The sequence below is a fragment of the Dokdonella koreensis DS-123 genome, assembly GCF_001632775.1.
Lineage (GTDB): Bacteria > Pseudomonadota > Gammaproteobacteria > Xanthomonadales > Rhodanobacteraceae > Dokdonella > Dokdonella koreensis.
The window spans coordinates 2,826,076-2,848,857 of the sequence record NZ_CP015249.1 but is presented as its reverse complement, the minus strand read 5'-3'; the positions used below and the strand labels follow the sequence as shown (position 1 = coordinate 2,848,857).

The following is a 22,782-nucleotide window of genomic DNA, read 5'->3' as shown; positions in this document are numbered from 1 at the left end:
CAAGGAGATTGACATGACCATACTTCAGAGCAAGATCGACTTCGCACTCGTTTTCAGCGTCAGAAATGCCAATCCAAACGGTGACCCACTCAATGGCAATCGTCCGCGTGCTGACTACGCCAATATCGGCGAAGTCAGCGACGTTGCGCTCAAGCGGAAGATTCGGGATCGCTTGCAGGAGGCCGGACAACCCATCTTCGTCCAATCCGACGATCGCAAGGTCGATGGTGAAGCGAGTTTGCGCAGTCGAGCCGAGAACGGACTGGGTAAGGAGCACTTCAAGAAGGGCGCAGACAAGGACAAGACCGCCAGGGCGGCATGCCAGAAGTGGTTCGACGTGCGTGCATTTGGCCAAGTGTTCGCGTTCGGCAAAGACGGCGATGCAAGCGGCGTGTCTATTCCGATCCGCGGGCCTGTCAGCATCCATGCCGCTTTCAGTCTCGATCCTGTAAGTATCGCCAGCACGCAGATCACCAAAAGCGTGAACAGCGAGGGCGATGGCAGCAAACGCGGCTCGGACACGATGGGCATGAAGCATCGAGTCGAGCGGGGAATCTACGCCACCTACGGCAGCATCAATCCGCAGTTGGCGGAGCGGACCGGATTCAGCGACGAAGATGCTGAGGTCATCAAAGGCACTCTGCCAAAGCTCTTCGAGAACGACACATCCTCAGCGCGTCCCGACGGCAGCATGCGCGTCCTCAAGGTCGTCTGGTGGAGGCACAACTCCAAGGCAGGCCAGCAGTCCTCGGCGAAAGTCCACGATTCGCTGCGCGCTCTTTTGCAGGCGGACGGCAGCTTCGATGAGGCAGCGCTCAAGGCCTCGCTGCCTGGCATGTCGGTCGAGATCGTCGACGGCTTCTGACAACCGACTCTAACGTCATGGACGACGAAGACCTTATCCCGCTCTCCGCCCTGCAACACTATCTGTACTGCCCGCGCCAGTGCGCGCTGATCCACCTGGAGCAGCAGTGGGCGGAGAACCGGCAGACGGCCGAAGGCCGTCTGCTGCATCAGCGTTCCGATGTGCCGCAGGTGGAGCGGCGGCGCGGCGTGCGCACGGTGACCGCGATGCCGTTGCTCGCGTTGGAGCTCGGCATCACCGGCAAGGCCGACGTCGTCGAGTTTCATGCCGACGCCGGTCGGGAGTGGGCGTTCCCGGTCGAGTACAAGCGCGGCCGGCCCAAGGCGCATCGCGCCGACGAGGTGCAGCTGTGTGCGCAGGCCTTGTGTCTGGAGGCGATGCTCGGCTATGCGGTCGACGCCGGTGCCTTGTTTTACGGTCAGACGCGCCGTCGAAAGGACGTGGTCTTCGACGCGCAGCTGCGAGCGCTCACGACGCAGACGATCGCCGACACGCGCGCGATGTTCGCCTCCGGCGCCACCCCGACGGCCCGCTACGACGCCAAGCGCTGCGATCGATGCTCGCTGCTCGATCTGTGCCAGCCGCGTCTGCTCGGGCGTCGCAAGGTCGAGGACTGGATACGGACTCAACTGGACGAGGAGGCCTGATCGTGCGCCGCCAGCTCAACACGCTCTACGCGATGACCGACGGCGCATGGCTGCGCAAGGAAGGCGCCAACATCGTCATGGAGGTCGAGCGGCAGGAACGGGCGCGTCTGCCGGTGCACATGCTGGAAAGCCTGGTGTGCATCGGCCGCGTGGCGGTGTCGCCGCGGCTGCTCGGCTACTGTTCGGAACAGGGCATCAGCGTCTGCTACCTGACGCCGCAGGGACGCTTTCTCGCACGCGTCGAGGGACCGGTGTCAGGCAACGTGTTGCTGCGCCGCGAGCAGTATCGGCGCACCGATGATCCAGCCCGTTGCGCGGTCATCGTCCGTCATTTGCTGATCGGCAAGATCCACAATCAGCGTGCGGTGTTGGCGCGCGGCTGGCGCGATCACGGCGAACGTATGACGGACACCGGCGCATTCCAGCACGCGCTCAAGCGCCTCAAGCGGATTCCACAGCGGCTGTTGGTCGAGACCGAAGTGGATGTCCTTCGTGGGCTGGAAGGCGAAGCGGCGCAGGCGTACTTCGGTGTATTCGGACAGCTGGTGCGCGCCGAGTCGCCGCTGTTGCAGTTCGGCGGCCGCAACCGTCGGCCGCCACGTGACGCCTTCAATGCCCTGCTGTCGTTTCTCTACACGCTGCTCACGCACGATTGCCGATCCGCGCTGGAGACCGTCGGCCTCGATCCGGCCGTCGGCTTTCTGCATCGCGACCGGCCGGGTCGCCCGAGCCTGGCGCTCGATCTGGCGGAGGAATTCCGGCCGTTGCTGGGCGAGCGTCTGGCGCTGTCATTGATCAACCGGCGCCAACTGGGCGAAAGGGACTTCACGTTGTTCGACAACGGCGCCGTGCAGCTGAAGGACGACGCCCGCAAGACGGTGCTGGTCGCCTACCAGGAGCGCAAGCGCGAGCAGGTTCATCACGCGTTTCTCGGTGAGAAGGTCGACATCGGCTTGCTGCCGTTCGTGCAGGCGCAGCTGATGGCACGTCATCTACGCGGCGATCTGGATGGTTACCCGTCGTATCTGTGGAAGTGAGGGGGCGTTCCGACATGATGGTCCTGGTCAGCTACGACGTGAGTACGGTTTCCCCCGATGGCGACAAGCGCCTGCGCCGCGTCGCCAAGGCCTGCCGTGACTGGGGCCAGCGCGTGCAGTTCTCGGTGTTCGAGATCGAGGTCGACCCCGCACAGTGGGTGCAGCTGCGTCAGCGCCTGTGTGATCTGATCGACCCAGCGGTCGACAGCCTTCGCTTCTACCAGCTGGGCGCGAAGTGGGAAGGCCGTGTCGAGCACGTTGGCGCCAAGCCGACGCTGGATCTCAAGGGTCCGCTGGTCTTTTGACGCGAACCGCAAGCGGCAGGCAAATCCCTGGCTGGTTCGCGTTTCTCCAAGATACTGAGCCACAAGGAAAACGGGCGCTTCGGCCGCCTGTGCGCCTCGTCATATAGTCGACTCGAGGTACGTTCGCGGCCGCTCGGGCTTTTTCCAAGCCGTGGCCGACGTTTATGCTGAGGCCGTCGCGCCCCGCAGGGGCGCGTGGATTGAAACTTGCGGTCGAAGAAGTCGTCGAACATCGTCGCGAGTCGCGCCCCGCAGGGGCGCGTGGATTGAAACTGCTTGATGTTGGCCCACTCACGGCCGCCAGCGGTCGCGCCCCGCAGGGGCGCGTGGATTGAAACATTGTGCGGCGACCTCGACGATCTCCTTCCACGTCGCGCCCCGCAGGGGCGCGTGGATTGAAACGGCCCCGGGATGTAGATTCCCTGCTCTGCGGAGCGTCGCGCCCCGCAGGGGCGCGTGGATTGAAACTCGCGTTCGACGTCGGTCTCCATCCGACGCATGGGTCGCGCCCCGCAGGGGCGCGTGGATTGAAACTTGGGTGCCAGGTCGCGCAAGCCGGCCTTGAGGGTCGCGCCCCGGAGGGGCGCGTGGATTGAAACTTCCGCGGCATTCCCAACGACTGGTGCTGGTCGAGGTCGCGCCCCGCAGGGGCGCGTGGATTGAAACTCCGAGTCGAAGTTCTCCAACTTGGATTCGCTCGAGTCGCGCCCCGCAGGGGCGCGTGGATTGAAACGAGATGTCGCGGCTGTACAACGCGCTCGACGAGAAGTCGCGCCCCGCAGGGGCGCGTGGATTGAAACTGGCAGCCCGGCCAGCTGACGCAGCCGCGGAACGTCGCGCCCCGCAGGGGCGCGTGGATTGAAACGACAGCGTGACGCCGGAGCCCTTGTCGGTCGGATGCCGCGCCCCGCAGGGGCGCGTGGATTGAAACTCAGCGCCCGCGGAAGCAGCGGCGCAGCAGCTCGTCGCGCCCCGCAGGGGCGCGTGGATTGAAACTCGTCGTACTGCTTGGTGACGCGCTGGATGGCGACCGTCGCGCCCCGCAGGGGCGCGTGGATTGAAACCCCTTGGCAGGTGTGAAAATGCGCTCATGGAATGTCGCGCCCCGCAGGGGCGCGTGGATTGAAACGCCGTGCGCGAGCACGATGCGATCGTTCTGCGGTGGTCGCGCCCCGCAGGGGCGCGTGGATTGAAACTACGACCTTCGGGAATCGATGGAGGCTTGGGCTGTCGCGCCCCGCAGGGGCGCGTGGATTGAAACGAGCGGCGTTTAAAGACCGATCAACGGGCCGGCGGGTCGCGCCCCGCAGGGGCGCGTGGATTGAAACTGCGTCACCTGCGCCCACAGGGCGGCCTGGTGCGTCGCGCCCCGCAGGGGCGCGTGGATTGAAACGAGACGAGGTTGCCCTTCTTGTCGTATTCGACCCGGTCGCGCCCCGCAGGGGCGCGTGGATTGAAACTGGAACTCGGCGTTGTAGCGGCCCGTCGCCTTCGTCGCGCCCCGCAGGGGCGCGTGGATTGAAACTGGTAGGTGCCGCCGGCGCGGCCCGACCGGCGAGTCGCGCCCCGCAGGGGCGCGTGGATTGAAACTCCCCGGAAGCGGCCGAAGCGCTGCTGGCGGCGGTCGCGCCCCGCAGGGGCGCGTGGATTGAAACATCCAGCGGGAGGCACGGGCCAGGGCGGGCGCAGGTCGCGCCCCGCAGGGGCGCGTGGATTGAAACTGGAGCACATCGGACGAGCCCATTCCACACCGGCCGTCGCGCCCCGCAGGGGCGCGTGGATTGAAACGCTACTACGAGCCGAGCTGCAGCCGGTTCGCCGTCGTCGCGCCCCGCAGGGGCGCGTGGATTGAAACATCGATCGCCGTCGCGGTCGCGACGTTGGCCCGGCCGTCGCGCCCCGCAGGGGCGCGTGGATTGAAACCTGGAGCGGCCGGCACACATGTGGCTGGTGCAGCGTCGCGCCCCGCAGGGGCGCGTGGATTGAAACTTGAGGTGCCGCAAATGCAGGAAAGAGCCCCGTGTCGCGCCCCGCAGGGGCGCGTGGATTGAAACGCGGTCTCGATGTCGACGAACCCGCTGTCGCTCAGGTCGCGCCCCGCAGGGGCGCGTGGATTGAAACTACGGCGACGGGGCGGACGAAGAGCTGGACGTCATGTCGCGCCCCGCAGGGGCGCGTGGATTGAAACTTCAAGCCGCCGCGCTGACGGCCTGCGGCCGCCCGTCGCGCCCCGCAGGGGCGCGTGGATTGAAACTGGTCGGCCTGGGCCGGCGAGGCCGACGCGATCACGTCGCGCCCCGCAGGGGCGCGTGGATTGAAACAACACGACCGCGCCGGTCAGCGCGCTTTCGGGTCGTCGCGCCCCGCAGGGGCGCGTGGATTGAAACAACACGACCGCGCCGGTCAGCGCGCTTTCGGGTCGTCGCGCCCCGCAGGGGCGCGTGGATTGAAACCGGTGCCGGTCGCGTCGATCGACAGGCCGTCGCGCCCCGCAGGGGCGCGTGGATTGAAACTCGGGGTCCGTGACGACAGTCGCGATGTCGGCCGGTCGCGCCCCGTAGGGGCGCGTGGATTGAAACATCGATGCCAGCTACTCCAATCGCAAAGGTAAGGGGTCGCGCCCCGCAGGGGCGCGTGGATTGAAACTGGTCGTATGCGGCGGAGCGTGGATGGTCGAGCGATGTCGCGCCCCGCAGGGGCGCGTGGATTGAAACAGCAGTTCTGACGAGGCCGTCGCGCGCGTCGATGGTCGCGCCCCGCAGGGGCGCGTGGATTGAAACATGCTCAGGACGCGCTGGAGGCGGTCCGGGTCGGTCGCGCCCCGCAGGGGCGCGTGGATTGAAACACGTCGAGGGGGCTCGTGCTGGCAAGGTCATGAGTCGCGCCCCGCAGGGGCGCGTGGATTGAAACGTTCGGTCACGCTGGCGGTTGAGGTGATAGCGGGGTCGCGCCCCGCAGGGGCGCGTGGATTGAAACTTGGCCAAGTTCGATGCACTTGCCGGGCCACGGTTGTCGCGCCCCGCAGGGGCGCGTGGATTGAAACACGACGACGCTGGAGATTGTCGACGACTGTTTCGGTCGCGCCCCGCAGGGGCGCGTGGATTGAAACATCGTGTTCGCGGCCAGCTGGCGGTCCAACAGCGTCGCGCCCCGCAGGGGCGCGTGGATTGAAACGTCTGGAGGGGCACGCGATGAAGCGCATTAACCAAGTCGCGCCCCGCAGGGGCGCGTGGATTGAAACAACGTCTGGAACGTGTGGAACTACCCGTCCGGGTGTCGCGCCCCGCAGGGGCGCGTGGATTGAAACGCGCCATCCGGGGCCGTGAAGTTGAGCGTCGCCGGTCGCGCCCCGCAGGGGCGCGTGGATTGAAACCACCCATCCGAGGAGTTCACGCCGCTCTGGTTCGGTCGCGCCCCGCAGGGGCGCGTGGATTGAAACACTGTCGCTAACGGCAATGGCGCTGGTGGCGGTAGTCGCGCCCCGCAGGGGCGCGTGGATTGAAACACTGTCGCTAACGGCAATGGCGCTGGTGGCGGTAGTCGCGCCCCGTAGGGGCGCGTGGATTGAAACTCGGACCGCACGCTGGCCGCGCCGGCCACGACCTGTCGCGCCCCGCAGAGCGCGTGGATTGAAACGCAAGGGTGGAAACGACCAGATCGCCCAAGTTGAGTCGCGCCCCGCAGGGGCGCGTGGATTGAAACGTGTCACCGAGCGCCCCACCGTGGTCAAGACCGGTGTCGCGCCCCGCAGGGGCACGTGGATTGAAACGCCTACATCATCGGCAACTTCAACGGACTGGCCGGGTCGCACCCAGCAGGGGCGTGTGGATTAAAACGCGCAATCCGATGAGGTGGGGGAGGTCATCCTTGCGTCGCGCTCCGCAGGGGGCGTGGATTGAAACCAGAAGATGCGTGTCGTTACTCGCTACGAGTATGAGTCAAACTTTGAATAGTTTCGGATCGAATGTATATATCAAGGTGATGCTGTTAATTATGTCTTCCGCGGGCATTAATTTAGTTCAAATCTAATTTGATGGGGAATAACTTATTGACTTGTCGCGGGCATAAGTGCAACATCCCTCTCGGAGTGTAGAAACTCCTCGTAAAGCGGCTCCCACCTCCGACAATCCGGTGGGTTTTTTGTGCCCTAGATTTTTTCAGGGCAGCTCGGTGCGTTTTTGTGCCGGGAGGGCGGCCAATACAACACCCTGCGAAGGGAAATACGCCCACCGTCTTTACGCGGTTTCTAACCTCCCGGCATCCCGGCGCATCATGCGCCGGCCTGCTGTCGCTCCGCCGGATGCGGGCAGCCGTGATCCTGGCGGATTCATTGGATGACGCGAGGTAAGGAGATCGACATGAACGAGGACAGCACTGGCCGGCCGCGCAAGGTACGGCGTACGAAAGACAGCATCGCCGCGCAGCGGCGGACGGCCAGAGGCCGGCAGCGGTGTATGGGCCGTGAGGAACGGGTGGTGGACGCCGGCGCATCGCAGGCCGGAGCCCCTGGAGCCCGAAGGCCACCCGCCAGGACAGCACGTAACCCCGCGACATCCCTTCCCGACCCGCGCCAGCTTCCGCTCTGGAAGCCGCGGCCGGATCTGCCGGCCGCCGACAACGCGCTGCATCACTGGCGCAAGCACGCGCCGGACCTGCCGGAAATCCCCAATGCGCTGCACTACGTGCGCACCCTGCACGCCCTGGCGCAGGGTGGGGCGAGGCGTTTCCTGACCAAGGTCCGCGCGAATGGGGATCGCCTCTACTACGACCCCTTGCGCAACCTGCTGGCGGTACTGGCCTATGACGGCCAGCCGCGCACGCTGTTCCGCCCGCAGGGCGGGATCGACTACTGGAACGGCCTGTAGCGGGCCCGGGCCGGTCGCCCATCGGCCTGGTGGGCGACCGGCCTTGCAACGGGCGCCTTCTCGCCCCGCTTCGGCGCAGACCTCGCCGCGGCAGCAAGGCAGGCACCGGCGTCCCCCGCGTGGCCCCTGTCGCCACCGTTTTCCGTGACTCCTCGAGAAGGCGGATAGAGGCCGTGCGCCACCAACGGTGTGCGCGATCGAGGACCAACCCCGCCAACCGCATACGCGAACGAGGGCAGGCCGATGACCGGGGTGGATAGATCGAAAGATGAGGGGCCGGGGCGCCGCGGGCGTCCGGGCCGCGCAGGCGGGTGGGTGCTGGTGGCCGGGATGGCCTTGCTGGCGGCGGATGCGGGCAGCCAGCAGATCACGGCGCACGTGATCGCCAGCGGCGGCGGTGTCAGCCGCTCGGCGGGCGGTTGCCGCGTGCTGGAGGCGAGCCTCGGCGAGGCGGTGGGCGGGCGTTCGAGCGGCGGCGGCTACACGGTGACGGCGGGCTTCCTGGCCGCGACCGGCGGCGTGCGGCGCGATGCGATCTTCAACAATGGCTTCCAGGGGTGCCTGTGATGAACCTGTTTGCAGTGATGGGAACGATGGGACACCGCCGCGTGCGTGCCGTCGTGTTGGGGTGGCTCGCCGCGCTGGCGGTGCCGGTGGCCGCGGCGCCGCAGCTTCCGGACTTCGTCTACCAGGGCCGCCTGCAGCAGGGCGGTGCGCCGGCAAACGGCGCGTTCGACTTGAGCTTTGCGCTGTTCGACGCGCCGGAAGGCGGCAACGCCGTCGGTGCGACGATCACGGAGGCCGACTTCCCGGTCACCGATGGCCTGTTCAGCGTCTCGCTGAGCTTCCCGGGGGCCTTCACCGGCACCCAGCTCTACCTGCAGGTCACCGTCGAAGGCACGCCGATGCTGCCGCGCCAGGCGGTGGCGACCGCGCCGGTCGCGCAGTTCACGCTGAGCGGGGGCAGCATCAGCGGCCCGGCCGGCGGCGACCTGGCCGGGACCTACCCGAACCCGACGCTGCGCGACGGCGCCGTGACCAGCACGAAGATCGCTACGGGCGCGGTCAGCAACAGCAGGCTCGCGACCGATTCGGTCACCGCGTCGAAGATCTTCGCGGGTGCTGTGGGCACGTCGGAACTGGCCAGCGATGCGGTCACGGCCGAGAAGATCGCCAACGGCGCGGTGGTCACGGCAGCGATCGCCAGCGACAGCATCACGCGCGGCAAGATCGCCGGGGGCTACAGCAACGGCGCCATCGCCGCCACGGTCGGCGGCAATGACTGCAATGACTACGATGTCGGGGTCGGCGGTGCGGAGGTCAACGACGTGGTGTTCTTCAGCCTGCAGTCGGCGGCCAGCTTGACGCAGAACATGCTGATCCAGCCGCTGCGCGTGCCGAGCGCGGGCCTGGTGACGCTGCGCGTGTGCAACCTGGCCAGCACGTCGCAGTCGACCGGCACGGTGGGGGTCTACATCCTGACGATGCGCTGAGTGGCCGGGCAGATTTCCCGGACAGGTGCCGGCTGCCGCCGCTACGCGGCCGGCATCGCTTCCAGCGCCTTGGCTGCCCGCTCAAGGCCGCCGAGAATCGAATCGGCGACGTAGGCGGAGAAACCAGATGGAAGACGGGCTTTCACTTCATCGATCGCCGCAGGCGTGCGCGCCAGGATCGTTTCGATCAGCGGCTCGGCCGATTCACCGAAGCCGACGGTTCGCGCGGTGCTGCTGAAGTGCCGGCGCTGGATCGCGTGCATCACGTAGTGCTTGTTCTTTCCGAGCAGCGCCATCGCCAGGCGGATTTTTTGCGGTGCCCATAGATTCGGGCCTTCGCCGAGCACCGGATAGGCCGACATCACGTCGTAGAGCGGCGTCAGGCGAAACCGTCCAGCCGGCAGCAGGTGAATGCTGAAGTTCTTAGCGTGCCCGTCCGGTGCGCGCAGCAGCCAGAACAGGATCTGCGTGGTCATCAGCATGCGTGCGTCGTTCTCGGCTTCGTCCGATTGCCGTAGCCGCTCGAACAGCGCCGGCAGCCCGGGTCCGCCGTCGCTTTCGTACTTTTGCAGCGGCGAGCGGTTCTCGACCTGGCAGAAATCCTCCTGCGGCAGCCGCAGGATCCGCCGGCCGTCGGGTGCGATGCGGCGATCGAAGCGCTGGACGACCAGCACACGCTGTTCGCCGAACGTCGCGATGTCGGCTTGGGCTACGTCCAGCCCGTAGGCCTTCAGCAGCCGCAGGCACAGCCATTCGTTGTCGACCGAAGTCGTGAAGTCGGCTTGTCGGCCGCCGACGAGCCCGAGCGGCAGCTTGAGGATGTGGGTGGTCGGGGTCGATCCGTGCGGCCTCTGCCAGCGGCCGTCCCACCACAGCAACGCCGTTTTCTCCTGCGCGCCGGCGAGCGAGATGCGAAAGTCCGAGTCCGAATCGTGCGCGGCCGCGAATCGGCCGGGGGTGAGCATGTCGCGGATGGCACGCTCGATGGCGTCCTCGGAGAGGGGCGTGCCATCGACACGGTCGTAACCGTCCGGGGTCTCGTCCTCGTCGAGCAGTTGCACGGCGCCGACGCAATCGCGGCCGATCGCCTTCAGCAGGTCGAACGGCTCGACCGAGCCGGTGCGGAAGCGCTCGGCGACCCGCGTGCGAATCGCATCGCTGTCGGGTAGCAGGTTGTCGAAGTAGTGATGGACGCGGTCGCCCTCGAGCGGGCGGTTTTGCAGATTGAACGGCAGCGACAGCGACAGCGGTCGGCCATACGGCGCCTGGACCCAGGCGTCGTCGTACTGAAGCTGGGTGTTCCCGCGCCGCGCGAGGGTCCACGTCGCCGCCCGATTGCCGTTGACCCATACGGCCAGGTGCCGGCTGTGCGATCGCCGGCCCATCTCACCACTCCGTGAAGCGCTGTGCGTCGGCGCTGCCGTCACGCGTGCCGATCGCCAGTTGGAGGTCCAGTGCCGCGCACCAGGCCAGCAACTGGCCGACGCTCAGCTCCTCGGCGTGCTGCTCGAGCTGGGACACCCGTGACTGGCTCAGGCCGATGCGCTTGGCCAGCGCGGCCTGCGAGAGACTGTGGGTCTTGCGCGTGGCCTGCAGGATGAGGCCGAGCTGAGACGGTGTGACCAAGGCCTGATGCGAGGACATGGGTTTTACCAGGATTGCAGATAAATCGAGCTTATGCGTTATTGGAATAAAAATCAAGTATCAGTATATATAATAAAATATCGCCCCGACCGGGCACATGTTCAGCGGCGCGTCCTGTCACACAGCTTTAGCGCAAGCCCTTCATGCTGGCGGGTGAGTTTCTGCAACTCACTGACCGATCAGGGGGACGGGCGGCGGGCCGGTGGCTGGTGCGCGGGCCCGCGCCCTTCGTTTCATGGCACCCAATTCAACGCAATCGATCGATTCCCAGGCGGCGACGGCTTCGTCGGGCGCGTCTGCGCCAGCGGCGCCGGCCGGCCTGGCGGCCCTGCTGCGCCCGACGGAGGCGCTGGGCGCGGACGCGCCGCTCGCGATGGTGGGCGATCGCATGCTCGATCCCAGCCACGAAGGCCTGCTGTCGCTGCCGATCGTCCACGAGGGGCGGCCGGTGGCGGCGATCAGCCGCTACGCGCTGATGCGCGTGTTCCTGATGCCGTTCGGCCGCGAGATCTTCGGCCGGCGGCCGATCATCGAGCTGGCCAACCGCGAGGTGCTGGTGATGCCGGTGGCCACGTCGATCCAGGACGCAGCGCGGCTGATCGCCGAGCACGTGAAAAGCCCGATCACCGAGGACTTCATCCTGACCGATGCGGACGGGGTGTACCTGGGCACCGGCGTGGTGCTGGACGTGCTGCGCGCGATGGACGCACGCCTGGCGCAGCGCAACCGCGAGCTGCAGGGGGCGTACGACCGCGTGCGGTCCTCGCAGCTGCAGCTGGTGCAGTCGGAGAAGATGGCCTCGCTCGGCCAGATGGTGGCGGGGCTGGTGCACGAGATCAACACGCCGCTGGGCTACGTGCGCAACAACGTGGAGATGACGCGCGAGGCGCTGGCCGATGCGACGCAGCTGGTGGCGGCGGGGGAGGGCGTGCTCGGCGCCTTGCTGGACGGCGGCGAGCCGCCGGCGGACCTGCCCGACCGCATGGCGGCGCTGGCCGAGCTGCGCACGCGCGTGGACACGGCGGCGCTGGAGGACCTGTCCGGCCTGCTGGAGGACACGCTGCACGGCCTGGGCCAGATCGGCGAGCTGATCGGGCACCTGAAGGACTTCAGCCGCCTGGACCAGGCGCGCACGCAGAAGGCGGACGTCAACCACCTGATCGACGGCGCGCTGCGCATCATCCAGCACATCCTCAACCGGCGCGGCATCCAGGTGGTGCGCGCGGTGACCGAGGTGCCGGCGATCGAATGCGCGCCGGCGCAGATCAACCAGGTGCTGCTGAACCTGCTGGGCAACGCGGCGCAGGCGATCGAGCACGACCGCGGCCGCATCATCGTGCGTACGCAGGTGCTCGGCGGCCGGCTGCTGGTCCTGGTGGAGGACAACGGCAAGGGCATCGCGGCGGAGGACCTGAAGCGGATCTTCGATCCGTTCTTCACGACCAAGCCGGTCGGGCAGGGCACCGGCCTGGGCCTGGCGATCGCGCACCAGATCGTGGAGCAGCACGGCGGCGTGATCCGCGTGGCGTCCAAGCCGGGCGTGGGCACGCGCTTCGTCGTGGCGCTGCCGCTGCCGCTGCCGGCGGGAGGCGCGGCGTGAGCACGCTGCCGACGGTGGTCTTCATCGACGACGAGGAGCGCATCCTGCGCTCGCTGCGGATGCTGTTCCGCGGCAGGGCGGAGGTGCTGGCGACGACGTCGGCAACCGAGGTGTATGGGTGGGTGCGCACGCGGCCGGTGCACGTGGTGGTCAGCGACCAGCGCATGCCGGGCGCGACCGGGGTGGAGGTACTGCGCGAGGTGGCGCGGCTGTCGCCGCCGACGATGCGCATCCTGCTGACCGGCTATGCGGACCTGGAGGCGGTGACGGCCTCGGTCAACGAGGGGGAGATCTTCCGCTTCGTCGAGAAACCCTGGGACGGGCCCTACCTGGTCGATGCGGTGCTGCGTGCGGCGGAGACGGCGCGCCAGGACCTGGAGGCGGCGGCCCAGCCGGTGCCGGCGCGCGAACCGGCACCGGTCGCGACGGCGGCGCAGGTGCTGGTGCTCGACCCGGCCGCGACGATGGCCGCGACCGTGCGCGAGCTGCTGCCGGCGTCGATCGCGGTGAAGGCGGCGGCGGACGTGGAGCAGGCACTGCACGAACTGGCACGGCGCGAGACGGCGGTGGTGATCGCGGTGCTGACCGATGCGACCGGCGACGTGGTCGATGCGATCAAGCGGCTGAAGGCGCTGCGGCCGGCCACGCTGGTGATCGCGGTGTCCTCGATCCGCGACAGCCGCCTGGCGATCGGGCTGATCAACGAAGGGCAGATCTTCCGCTTCCTGCTGGCGCCGCCGGTGCGCGAGCTGCTGCGGCGCTGCCTGATCTCGGCGCTGGAGCGGCACGCGCAGCTGCGCACGACGCCGCGCCTGCTGCGCCGGCACGAGGTGGAGGCGCCGCGCGCGCCGGCGCCGTCGCTGCCGGGCCGCCTGCTGGATGCGTGGCGGCGCCTGCGCGAGGGTGTCGGCCGCTGAGTGCGGTGCCGGTGGCCGGCCCGGCCGGGGAGGCGCCGTAAGAAGGCTGAAAGATCGATCGGGTCTACTGCGTGCCGATCCCTTCCCCTGCCCACGACGGACCCGATGCACACCACCCACCGCATGACCGCGGCGATCCTCGCCGCCCTCGCCCTGTCCGCCGCGCCATTCGCCGAGGCGGCACCCGTCGCGCTGAGCAAGCGCGGCACCTACGCGACCGGCACGGTGGCCGGCGCCGAGATCGTCGCCTATGACGCGGCGACCCAGCGCCTGTTCGTGACCAATGGCGCGACCGACCGCATCGACGTGGTGAACGTGGCCGATGCCGATGCGCCGGTGCTGGCCTTCAGCATCGACATCGCGCCGTACGGCGGCAGCCTGACCAGCGTGGCGTTCAAGAACGGTGTGCTGGCGGCGGCCATTCCGGCCGCGGACGGTACGCAGCCGGGCGTGATCGCGCTGTTCGACAGCGCCGGCGCGCACCTGCGCACGGTGCCGGCCGGCGTGCTGCCGGACCACGTCAGCTTCAGCCCGGACGGCCGCTACGTGCTGTCGGCCAACGAGGGCGAGCCGGTCGGCGACGTCGACCCGCCCGGCTCGGTGACGATCGTCGACCTGGCCGACGGCGCCGCCCAGGCGACGGCGCGGACGGTGGACTTCACCGCGTTCAACGGCCGCGAGAACGAACTGCGCGCCAAGGGCGTGCGGCTGTTCCCGGGCCGGGCCGCCGGCGTGGACCTGGAACCGGAATACATCGCGACGGCGCCGACCAACGACGTGGCCTTCGTCTCGCTGCAGGAGGCCAACGCCTTCGCGGTGATCGACCTGGCCGGGGGCACGGTGCTCGACATCGTCGCGGCCGGCCTCAAGAACCACGGCCGCGGCCTGCCGCGCGTGGAAACGCACGATTTCCCGCAGCTGCCGGTGCTCGGCACCACGCCGGCCGGCCAGACGATCCGCCTCGGCGGCTTCTCGGGGCTGTGGTTCGAGGGCGTGGACGCGGCCACCGGCCTGATGAAGTTCGTCACCGTGCCGGATCGCGGCCCGAACGGCGAGCCGACCGACGTCAACGGCGACGGCACGCTGGAGCGGCCGTTCGTGCTGCCGGGCTACCAGCCGCGCATCGTCCGCTTCACGTTCGACCCGGCCACCGGTGCGATCGCGCTGGGCGCGCAGCTGATGCTGTTCAAGGCCGACGGCACCACGCCGCTGACCGGCCTGCCCAACATCGGCAACGGCATCGACGAGCCGCCGGTGGACCTCAACGGCAATCCGCTGCCGCTGGACCCGCTCGGCGCGGACATCGAGGGCCTGGTGGTGGCGCCGGACGGCAGCTACTGGATGGTCGACGAGTACCGCCCGGCGATCTACCACTTCGACGCGGGCGGCCGCCTGCTCGACCGCCTGGTGCCGGCCGGCACCGGTGCGCTCGGCGGCCAGCCGGCCGGCCACTACGGCCGCGAGACGCTGCCGGCCGAGTATTCCACGCGCCGTCCCAATCGCGGCTTCGAGGGCATGGCCCTCGACACCGACAGCGGCCTGCTCTACGCCTTCATCCAGACGCCGCTGGCCAACCCGAACACGGCGGCGAGCAACGCATCGAAGGTGATCCGCATGGTCGGCATCGACCCGGCCAGCGGCGAGACGGTGGCCGAGTACGTCTACCTGATCGACAAGACCGCCTTCCGCGAGCAGAACACCGACAAGATCGGCGACGCCGCCTATGCCGGCGATGGTCGCTTCGTGATCGTGGAGCGCGACGATTCGGTCGAGCGCAGCGGCAAGAAGCTGCTGTTCGAGTTCACGCTGGCCGGCGCGACCAACCTGCGTGCGGCCGGCGCGCCGGCCCTGCTGCCGGGCAAGACGCTGGAGCAGCACACGCCGGACGACCTGGTGACGGCGGGCATCCGCGCGGTGGCCAAGGTCAAGGTGGCCAATCTGCCGTCGCTGGGTTACCACCAGGGCGACAAGCTCGAAGGCCTGGCGGTGCTGCCGGACGGGCGCCTGGCGCTGATCAACGACAACGACTTCGGCGTGGCGCCGCAGCCGCTGCCGATCCCGCCGAACGGCAGCGTGCCGCTCGACGCGGAGCCGACGCCGATCCAACTGGGCCTGGTCAGCTTCGACGTGCCCAGTGGCCTGGATGCGTCCGACCGCGACGGTCCGGCGATCAACATCCGCACCTGGCCGGTGTTCGGCATGCACATGCCCGATTCGATCGCGGCCTTCAGCGCCGGCGGCAAGACCTTCTACGCCAGTGCCGGCGAGGGCGACGACCGCGGCGAGGTGGCGCGCATCGCCGATCTCGACCTCGATCCGGGCGTGTTCCCGGATGCGGCGGCGCTGCAATCCAATGCGCAGCTCGGCCGTCTCAACGCCTCGACGATCGACGGCGACCTGGACGGCGACGGCGACTTCGACCGCCTGCAGATCCTGGGCAGCCGCTCGATGGCGATCTGGGACCAGTACGGCAACCTCGTGTTCGATTCGGGCGACATCCTCGAGCAGGTCACCGCCGCGCGCCACCCGGCGGACTTCAACGCCGACAACGAGGCGAACCAGAGCTTCGACACGCGCAGCGACAACAAGGGCCCGGAGCCCGAAGCGCTCGCGGTCGGCACGCTGCCGAACGGGCGCACCTATGCCTTCGTCGGCCTGGAGCGGATCAGCGGCATCGCCGTGTTCGACGTGACCGATCCGTACGCGGCGACGTTCGCCGGCTACATCAACAAGCGCGACTTCGGCGTCGTGCTGGACCTGGACGTCGCGCCGGATGCGGCCGGCGACATCGGTCCGGAAGGCATCGTGTTCATCCCGGCGGCCGACAGCCCGACCGGCGAGGCGATGATCGCCGTGGCCAGCGAGATCAGCGGCACGACGACGCTGTACACCGTGTCCGAGGTGCTGTTCCGCGACGGTTTCGACGGCGAGTGAGCCGGTCCGGCGGCCGCTTCCGGGAAGAACCGGACGCGGCCGTGCGCGGCGCCGGTGCGGGCCGGCGATACGGTCCCGCGCCGGCGAAGCGCGGGACCGGTGGGGTACGACGGGGTTGGCGCAAGCCTCGCCTGCGGCGTGGGTCGCGGCGATGCAGGCTGCCGGTGGCCGCGCCGGCCGCGGAACGGTCCGGCGGTCAGGGCGTGGGGTTCTCGAAGCCGTCGCTGAAGATCGGATCGACGCCGCCGGCCGGGTCGTAGAGCTCGCCGTAGGGGGTCAGGCCGCCTTCTTCGTTCATCAGGTCGGTGCCGCCGGTCAGCAGCACGCGGCCGTCCGGGAGGCGCGTGGCCGCCAGGCCGGCACGCTCGGTGGCCGGGCCCGGCACGATCGCCTCGAACCGGTCGTCCCCGGCGACGAAGCGCTCGGCGGTGGCGGCCTCCAGCGCCCAGCGATAGCTGCCGACCGCCAATACGTCACCGTCGGCGAGCGGGACCAGCGCGAAGTCGATGCGTGCCATCGTCATGTCGGCGGCGGCGCTGAACGTGCCGGCGGCCGGATCGAAGATCTCGGCGGTTTCCTGCTGCTCGCCCTCGAGCGTGTAGCCGCCGGCGATCAGCACGCGGCCGTCCGGCAGGCGCGCAGCGGCGTGGCGCTCGCGCGGGATCGACAGCGTGCCGGTGGGCGTGAAGCTGCCGGCGACCGGATCGTAGAGTTCGGCGCTGGCGAGGATGCCGTTGGCCATGCCGCCGGTGACCAGCACGCGGCCGTCGGCGAGCAACGTCATCGTGTGGACGTAGCGAGCGGCGCCGAGGCTGCCGGTCGGGCTGAAGCTGCCGGTGGCCGGGTCGAACACGAAGGCGGTGGCACGCGCGCCCATGTTGAAGCCGCCCGCGACCAGCACGCGGCCGTCGGCCAGGGTGATGGCCGCCGTGCGCTCGCCGCCGACGGCGCTGCCGCTGGCGACCGCGGTGAAGCTGCCGCTGGCCGGGTCGTAGAGCTCGGCATTGGCCTGCGTTTCCTCGGCGCCGTAGCCGCCGACGACCAGCACGCGCCCGTCCGGCAGCAGGGCGGCGGCATGGTCCACGCGCGGCACCGTCATGTTGCCGGTGGCGGCGAAGGTGCCGGTCTTCGGATCGAACAGCTCGGCCTCGGCGGTCGGCCCGCCGGGGTTGTGACGGACGCCGCCGGCGATCAGCACGCGGCCGTCGGGCAGGGCGGTGGCGGTGTGGTGGTCACGCGGTACCACCATGTCGCCGACCACCGAGAAGCTGCCGGCCTGGGCGAAGGCGCCGCCGAGCGCGAACGCGGCGGCGGCCAGCAGGCGCGGTGCCGCCCCGCGGCACGAAGGAAGGAACGGACGCATCGGGCAGATCTCCTCGGAAAGGACGGGAAGGCCGGCCGGTTGTACCGGTCGGCCGCGGAGCCCGCCTTCCGGTTTCGATCGGAAACGATGAGATTGCCGTGTCATCGCCTGCAAGCCCTTGTTCGGACGGGCCGGACGAGTCATCCGTCGCCGAGCAGGCCGGGTCCTTCCTGGGCCGGATCGGGCGTGGTGCCGATGGCAGGAGCTGTCGGCTCGACCTGCAGGGCGGCGGGAATCGGGCGCTCGCCGGCCAGCGCGCGGGCCTGCGCCAGGGCGGCGCGCCAGGCGGCCGGATGGCCGAGCGCGTGGCGCAGGCGCAGCTGCAGCAGGGCACTGCCGAAGTCGCGCCCGGCCCAGCCGGCCAGGTGGCCGGCGACGTGGCTGGCACCGGCGAGATCGCCTTGCCGGATCAGCCAGCCGACGTAGGCATCCGCGACCTCGAGCAAGTCGCTCGGCACCGCGCCGGCGAGCGCTTCGCGCCAGGCGGCTGCGTAGGCATCGCCGGCCGGACGGCCTTGGCCGGCGGCGTACTCGGCTTCAGCGAGCGCGGCATAGAGGCGGACTTCGGCGGTCGCCGCGGGGGCATCGCCGGCCCAGGCGCGCAGGCCGGCGATCGCGGCGCCGCCGGCGCCGCCCGTCCGCCGTGCCGCGAGCACGGCGAGCCAGGCCCGGCCGGCATCGCGCCCGCCTTCGCCGGCGGGCAGGCCTGCCAGCGCGGTCCGCAGGTCGGGCAGGGTCGCATCGATGTCGCCGCCGAGCGCCCGTCGCGCCAGCGCCAACGGCAGGCGCTCCGGGCCGTCGCAGCCGGTCGCGCACCAGCGCCGCAGCAGTTCGCCGGCGGCGTCGAGCCGGCCATTGGCCAGCAGCACCTCGGCGCGGGTCAGGTCGGCCAGCACCTGCGCGCGCGGCGAGCGGACACGCCCGCCGAGGCGGGCGATCGGCTCGGCCTGGGCCAGCGCGGCGGCCGGGTCCAGCAGCAGCAGATGCACGTGCGCGACGTGGACATGCGCCAGCAACTCGTCGTGGGCGCTGCGCAGGGCGGCCAGCCGTTGCGCGGCGTCCTGCAACAGCACCAGCGCGTCCGGCAGGCGGCCTTGCCGCGCGTCGACGATGCCGAGCGACAGGTTGGCACGCGCGACGCCGAGCGGGTCGCCGGCCCGCTCGAGTGCGAGGCGCGCCTGGAAGAAACCCTGCCGCGCGGCCTCGGTCCGGCCCTGACGGTGGGCGGCGACGGCCTGGCCCATCAAGGCGCGGCCCAGCTCGCCCGGCGCGTCGTGCCCGCGCAGCAGCGCGACGGCCTGCTCGGCACTGCGCGCGAGGCCGGTGAGGTCCTCGCGCTCGTACTGCACGTTGGCCAGGCCGTTGAGCGCGCGTGCGCGCATGACCGGTGCGTCGGCCGGCAGGTCTTCGAGCAGGGCGGCGAAGCCGGCTTCGGCCGGGTCCAGCCGGCCGGCGACGAAGGCGGTCCAGGCGGCGCGGTAGCGCCACTCGGGCGTCTCGCGCTGGCGCGCGTCGGCCGTGTCCAGCAGGCGCAGGGCGGCTTCGGTCTCGCCGGCCAGGGTGGCGGCCTCCACTTCCAGCAGCAGCCGCTCGAACGCGGCGGGCCCGGGCGCGGCGCCGGCCGGTGCGTGGCCGAGCCGCACGGCCAGGCCGTCACTGGCGGCGCGCGCGGCGGCCAGCAGGTCGGCGCCGTCGCCGACGCTCACGAGGTCCGGCTCGCCGACCGCCTGCAGCCGGACGCGCCAGCCGCCTTCGGTGGCCTCGACGCGCGCGGCGATCAGCAGCGGCGGTACCGCGCCGGCCAGCGCGGCGGCGACGGCGGCGGGATCGGGCGCGGCATCGCCGACGATCGCCACCACGCTCTCGTCCGGCACCACCGGCTGGCCGGCGTCGCGCAGCCGGTCGCCGACCAGCGCCATCAGGCCCAGGCGCATCCACTCCTCGCCGGCGCCGGCGACGCGCTCGACCGGCAGCACCGCGGCCGGGCGCGCTGCCGCGTCGGCGCGCTGCGCTACGGGAACCCGCAGCCATGCGATCGACACGGCGAGCAGCAGTACGGCCAGGCCGCCGAGCGCGACGGCTCGCCATCGGCGGCCGCGCCGCTGGCGCCCGGTGCCGGCCGGTGGTCCGGCGGCGCCGGGCGCGGCGGCGGATTCGACGGTGGTGGCGGCGACCCAGCGGTAGCCGAAGCGCGGCACGGTGCGGATCGCGCTGTCGCGAGCGTCGGCGTCGACCACGCGGCGCAGCCGCGCGACGACCTGTGCGAGCACGTTGTCGGTGACGGCGCTGCGGCCCCAGACGGCGGCGATGAGCTCGTCGCGACCGACCGCGCGGTCGCGATGCTCGATCAGCCAGAGCAGGCACTCGAACAGGCGTGGCGGCAGCACCACCGGGCGATCGTCCTGCCACAGCTCGCGCGTGGCCGGGTCGAGGCGGAAGCCGCCGAAGCGGTAGCGGCGGGCCATGACGCCGGCCCGTTTCAGCCGGCGCGGTCGGCGGTGTCGGGCCGGCCGGCTACCACCGCGACCGGTAGCCGCGCACCGCGCGGGTCAGGAAGTCCTCGCTGCGCTGGCCGAAGGCGCCGACGCCCTTGAACTCGATCTCGAAGAACAGTGCCTTGTCCAGCTCGCCCTCGACGTTGCGCACCCACTCGCGCGCGACCACGCGCCAGGCGGTGCAGCAGCTGTCGCGCTCCAGGCCGACGAAGCGCTCCAGCGTCTTGCTCTCGTTGAGCGAGTAGTTGTTGCGCGCGACGATGCGCCACTGGTTGCCGATCGGGATCAGCGCGGAGGCATCGGCCTGCTCGATGAAGCCGCGGCGGAAGCGGTAGGAGAGGTTGAGCACGCCTTCGGCACCGAAGCGGTGCTGCACGCCGACGGCCGAGAGGTCGGTGCGGTCGCTGTTGGGATTCCACTGCTGGTCGACGGTGAGGCGCCAGCGCGGCGTCAGGCTGAGCGTCAGGTTGCCGACGTAGGCCGAGCCGTTCCAGTCGGTCGGCTTCACGCCCGGCAGCTGCACGCGCTGCTCGTCGAAGTAGCGGATCTGGCCGATGCTGGCCGACAGCCGCTCCTCGCCGCTGGCGTCGTCGAGCACGCGCGTGGTCAGTGCCAGGGTGAGGTTGTTGGCGTCGGCCTGGCGATCGGCGCCGACGAACGCGTTGGTGCGGAACATCTGGCCGAACGTGAACGGCACCAGCTGGGTGTCGAACACCGGGATGTCGTCCTGGTTGCGGTACGGCACGCGCAGGTAGTACAGGCGCGGTTCCAGCGTCTGCGTCCAGGCGTGGCTGCCGAGCGAGAAGCCGCGCTCGAAGACCATGCCGGCGTCGAGGCTGTAGATCGGCACGCCGCGGTGGGGCGTGTCCTCGTCGTCGCGGTCGAGCTTGTAGCCGGTGTAGCGGTAGCCGACTTCCGGCCGCACGAACCAGCCGGCGCGCTCGATCGGGTAGGCCAGGTACGGGTAGAGGTCCACGCGCTGGCCGTCGAGCGCGTCGTCCTTGCTGAAGGCGACGAACTCGGACCTGACGCCCCAGTCCAGGCCGCCGAACAGGGCCTTCTCGCCCTCGAAGGTCGCACGCGGCAGGCGCCGGTACGGCTCGGAGATGCCCGGCAGCTCCGGATCGGTGACCTGGTAGCGGTCGGCGCCGAAGCTGGCGCTCCACCAGGTGCCGCGGCCGTTGAGGTAGGCGCTGGACGGCAGCAGGCTGGTGGCGGCGGTGTTGAGGCTGCGCCCGAAGTCCTCGAAGTAGCGGTCGTCCGAGGCGTGGTTGAGGTTGATGCTGGCTCCCCAGTTGGCGTTGAAGACGGTGCTGTTGCGCCAGTGGAACAGGCCGCGGTCGCGGTCGGCGTCGCGGTCGTCGGGCAGGTAGGTGAAGTCCAATTCGCCGGCGCTGCCGGCGGTCAGGTAGCGGAACTCGCCGCCGAGCATCAGCCCGCGGTGCGTCATCAGGCGCGGGTACAGCGTGGCGTCGTAGTTCGGCGCGAGGTTGAGGTAGTACGGCAGCGTCAGGTCGAAGCCGCGCCGGTTGCTGTAGCCGATGGTCGGGTACAGGAAGCCCGACACGCGGCGGTCGTCGATCGGGAAGCGCGCATACGGCAGCCAGAACACCGGTACGTCACCGATGTGGAAGGTCACGTCACGGCCGCGGCCGACGCCTTCCTCGCGGTCCAGCGTCAGGTCGCGCACCGCGAAATGCCATTGCGGCGCGCCGATGTCGCAGGTCGTGAACGTGGAGGCGGTCATCTGCGCGTGCTGCTGGTCGGGCATGACCGCCCGGGCGGCCACGCCGTTGCCGCGCGCGTCGATCAACTGGTAGCGGACGTTCTCGAGCGTGCTCTGGCTGGGCTCGGTGCGGCCGCTGCCGCGGTCGGCCGACAGCAGCAGGCTGCGGTCCTGGTAGCGCAGGTGGCCCTCGGCGGTCCAGGCGGTGGTGTCACGCCGGTAGCTGAAGGCGTCGGCGCGGATCAGCTGGTCGTGCTGCTGCACGCGCGCCTCGCCCTGGAGCTCGAACCGGTTGCCGTCGGTGGAGCGGCTGTGCTGGGCGGTGATGTCGGTCGGCGCGGCGTTGCGGTCGCCCGCGCGCGGCAGGTCCGGCACGTAGAAGTCGAACAGGTCGCCCGGCTTGCACAGCGACCAGTCGGCCTTGGGCGAGGCGCAGGTGGTCGCGCCGATCGGGCAGACCGGGACCGGGCTCGGCACGGCATCCGGCGCCGGGTCCGGCGGCTGGGCGGCGGCGGGAAGGGCGAAAACGACGGCCAGCGCGAGCGGATGCGCGCGGAAGCGGCGGGGCGGGGTCGGCGGCACGGAGACCGTTCTTCTTCAATGGAAGGCAGCGCGTAGCTTGCCCAATCCGCGAGGCGGCGGCAAACGCGGTGGCCGCTCCGGATCGGGGATGGCACTTTGGCGCATGCCGCCGATTCCGAGGCGGGCCGGGGCGCCTTCCGGTCCGGGACGGGCAGCCGGGGCCGGACCGGCGGCGCGGCCGGGCCGGACGGCGGCGGGAAGGCCCCTGGCACGGCGCCCGGCGGGCCGCGGCGGGCCGGATCGCCGGGCCGGATCCGTTCCGCGCCGGCTCACTGCCCGCGGCAGGCTCTAAGATGGCCGGCCCTCCCA

General features: G+C 70.1%; 15 protein-coding genes and 1 CRISPR repeat array. Of the genes, 10 read left to right on the top strand and 5 right to left on the bottom strand.

Going from position 1 to position 22,782, the window contains the following annotated elements:
- The first annotated feature begins 13 nt into the window (after positions 1-13).
- The 7 genes from cas7c (at position 14) to I596_RS11570 (ending at position 9,212) form a co-directional block, all read left to right on the top strand.
- Positions 14-865 carry a type I-C CRISPR-associated protein Cas7/Csd2 gene (cas7c, locus tag I596_RS11600; RefSeq protein ID WP_067647982.1) on the top strand — a complete coding sequence of 284 codons (852 nt, stop codon included), beginning with the start codon at positions 14-16 and terminating at the stop codon, positions 863-865.
- Positions 866-882: 17 nt separating this feature from the next.
- Positions 883-1,512 (top strand): CRISPR-associated protein Cas4, encoded by a 630-nt coding sequence (gene cas4, locus I596_RS11595; RefSeq protein WP_067647979.1) that lies wholly within the window; start codon positions 883-885, stop codon positions 1,510-1,512.
- Positions 1,513-1,514: 2 nt separating this feature from the next.
- Positions 1,515-2,549: a type I-C CRISPR-associated endonuclease Cas1c gene (cas1c, locus tag I596_RS11590; protein ID WP_067647976.1), complete on the top strand. Its 1,035-nt coding sequence runs from the start codon at positions 1,515-1,517 to the stop codon at positions 2,547-2,549.
- A gap of 14 nt (positions 2,550-2,563) precedes the next feature.
- Positions 2,564-2,854, top strand: a complete 291-nt coding sequence (gene cas2, locus I596_RS11585; protein ID WP_067647973.1) for a CRISPR-associated endonuclease Cas2 — start codon at positions 2,564-2,566, stop codon at positions 2,852-2,854.
- 175 nt (positions 2,855-3,029) lie between these two features.
- Positions 3,030-6,425: a CRISPR direct-repeat array (repeat unit 32 nt; unit sequence GTCGCGCCCCGCAGGGGCGCGTGGATTGAAAC).
- Between the two features lie 787 nt (positions 6,426-7,212).
- Complete coding sequence (locus I596_RS18490; RefSeq protein WP_150132125.1) at positions 7,213-7,719, top strand: hypothetical protein; 507 nt, start codon at positions 7,213-7,215, stop codon at positions 7,717-7,719.
- A 243-nt stretch (positions 7,720-7,962) separates the two neighbouring features.
- A complete protein-coding gene (locus tag I596_RS11575) occupies positions 7,963-8,286 on the top strand; it encodes a hypothetical protein (protein WP_150132124.1) in 324 nt (107 codons plus the stop codon).
- Positions 8,286-9,212, top strand: coding sequence for a hypothetical protein (locus tag I596_RS11570; RefSeq protein WP_067647965.1), 927 nt, complete (start codon positions 8,286-8,288; stop codon positions 9,210-9,212). Before I596_RS11575 ends, I596_RS11570 begins: the two co-directional genes overlap by 1 nt.
- A gap of 41 nt (positions 9,213-9,253) precedes the next feature.
- On the opposite strand, the gene I596_RS11565 is transcribed toward I596_RS11570, so the two are convergent.
- Together I596_RS11565 and I596_RS11560 are read right to left on the bottom strand one after the other, a co-directional pair.
- Positions 9,254-10,639, bottom strand: coding sequence for a type II toxin-antitoxin system HipA family toxin (locus tag I596_RS11565; protein WP_223303822.1), 1,386 nt, complete (start codon positions 10,637-10,639; stop codon positions 9,254-9,256).
- On the bottom strand, positions 10,599-10,856 hold the full coding sequence (locus I596_RS11560) for a helix-turn-helix domain-containing protein (protein WP_067647960.1): 258 nt from the start codon (positions 10,854-10,856) through the stop codon (positions 10,599-10,601). Before I596_RS11560 ends, I596_RS11565 begins: the two co-directional genes overlap by 41 nt.
- A gap of 235 nt (positions 10,857-11,091) precedes the next feature.
- Between I596_RS11560 and I596_RS11555 the strand changes: the two genes are divergently transcribed.
- The 3 genes from I596_RS11555 to I596_RS11545 all read left to right on the top strand — a co-directional run bounded on the left by I596_RS11555 (position 11,092) and on the right by I596_RS11545 (position 16,307).
- On the top strand, positions 11,092-12,456 hold the full coding sequence (locus I596_RS11555; RefSeq protein WP_083965537.1) for a sensor histidine kinase: 1,365 nt from the start codon (positions 11,092-11,094) through the stop codon (positions 12,454-12,456).
- Positions 12,453-13,373 carry a response regulator gene (locus I596_RS11550; RefSeq protein WP_067647957.1) on the top strand — a complete coding sequence of 307 codons (921 nt, stop codon included), beginning with the start codon at positions 12,453-12,455 and terminating at the stop codon, positions 13,371-13,373. The genes I596_RS11555 and I596_RS11550 overlap by 4 nt, the downstream gene beginning before the upstream one ends.
- Positions 13,374-13,478: 105 nt before the next feature.
- Positions 13,479-16,307 (top strand): choice-of-anchor I domain-containing protein, encoded by a 2,829-nt coding sequence (locus tag I596_RS11545; RefSeq protein ID WP_067647954.1) that lies wholly within the window; start codon positions 13,479-13,481, stop codon positions 16,305-16,307.
- A 196-nt stretch (positions 16,308-16,503) separates the two neighbouring features.
- On the opposite strand, the gene I596_RS11540 is transcribed toward I596_RS11545, so the two are convergent.
- The 3 genes from I596_RS11540 to I596_RS11530 all read right to left on the bottom strand — a co-directional run bounded on the left by I596_RS11540 (position 16,504) and on the right by I596_RS11530 (position 22,473).
- Complete coding sequence (locus tag I596_RS11540; RefSeq protein WP_067647951.1) at positions 16,504-17,670, bottom strand: Kelch repeat-containing protein; 1,167 nt, start codon at positions 17,668-17,670, stop codon at positions 16,504-16,506.
- 140 nt (positions 17,671-17,810) lie between these two features.
- On the bottom strand, positions 17,811-20,135 hold the full coding sequence (locus I596_RS11535) for a winged helix-turn-helix domain-containing protein (RefSeq protein WP_067647948.1): 2,325 nt from the start codon (positions 20,133-20,135) through the stop codon (positions 17,811-17,813).
- A 49-nt stretch (positions 20,136-20,184) separates the two neighbouring features.
- Positions 20,185-22,473: an LPS-assembly protein LptD gene (locus I596_RS11530; protein WP_067647945.1), complete on the bottom strand. Its 2,289-nt coding sequence runs from the start codon at positions 22,471-22,473 to the stop codon at positions 20,185-20,187.
- Positions 22,474-22,782 lie beyond the last annotated feature (309 nt).

Coding starts and splice junctions, on each gene's coding strand:
- I596_RS11555 (WP_083965537.1), top strand. CDS start 11,092: ATGGCACCCAATTCAACGCAATCGATCGATTCCCAGGCGGCGACGGCT.
- cas2 (WP_067647973.1), top strand. CDS start 2,564: ATGATGGTCCTGGTCAGCTACGACGTGAGTACGGTTTCCCCCGATGGC.
- cas4 (WP_067647979.1), top strand. CDS start 883: ATGGACGACGAAGACCTTATCCCGCTCTCCGCCCTGCAACACTATCTG.
- cas7c (WP_067647982.1), top strand. CDS start 14: ATGACCATACTTCAGAGCAAGATCGACTTCGCACTCGTTTTCAGCGTC.
- I596_RS11575 (WP_150132124.1), top strand. CDS start 7,963: ATGACCGGGGTGGATAGATCGAAAGATGAGGGGCCGGGGCGCCGCGGG.
- I596_RS18490 (WP_150132125.1), top strand. CDS start 7,213: ATGAACGAGGACAGCACTGGCCGGCCGCGCAAGGTACGGCGTACGAAA.
- I596_RS11570 (WP_067647965.1), top strand. CDS start 8,286: ATGAACCTGTTTGCAGTGATGGGAACGATGGGACACCGCCGCGTGCGT.
- I596_RS11545 (WP_067647954.1), top strand. CDS start 13,479: ATGCACACCACCCACCGCATGACCGCGGCGATCCTCGCCGCCCTCGCC.
- I596_RS11540 (WP_067647951.1), bottom strand. CDS start 17,670: ATGCGTCCGTTCCTTCCTTCGTGCCGCGGGGCGGCACCGCGCCTGCTG.
- I596_RS11560 (WP_067647960.1), bottom strand. CDS start 10,856: ATGTCCTCGCATCAGGCCTTGGTCACACCGTCTCAGCTCGGCCTCATC.
- I596_RS11535 (WP_067647948.1), bottom strand. CDS start 20,135: ATGGCCCGCCGCTACCGCTTCGGCGGCTTCCGCCTCGACCCGGCCACG.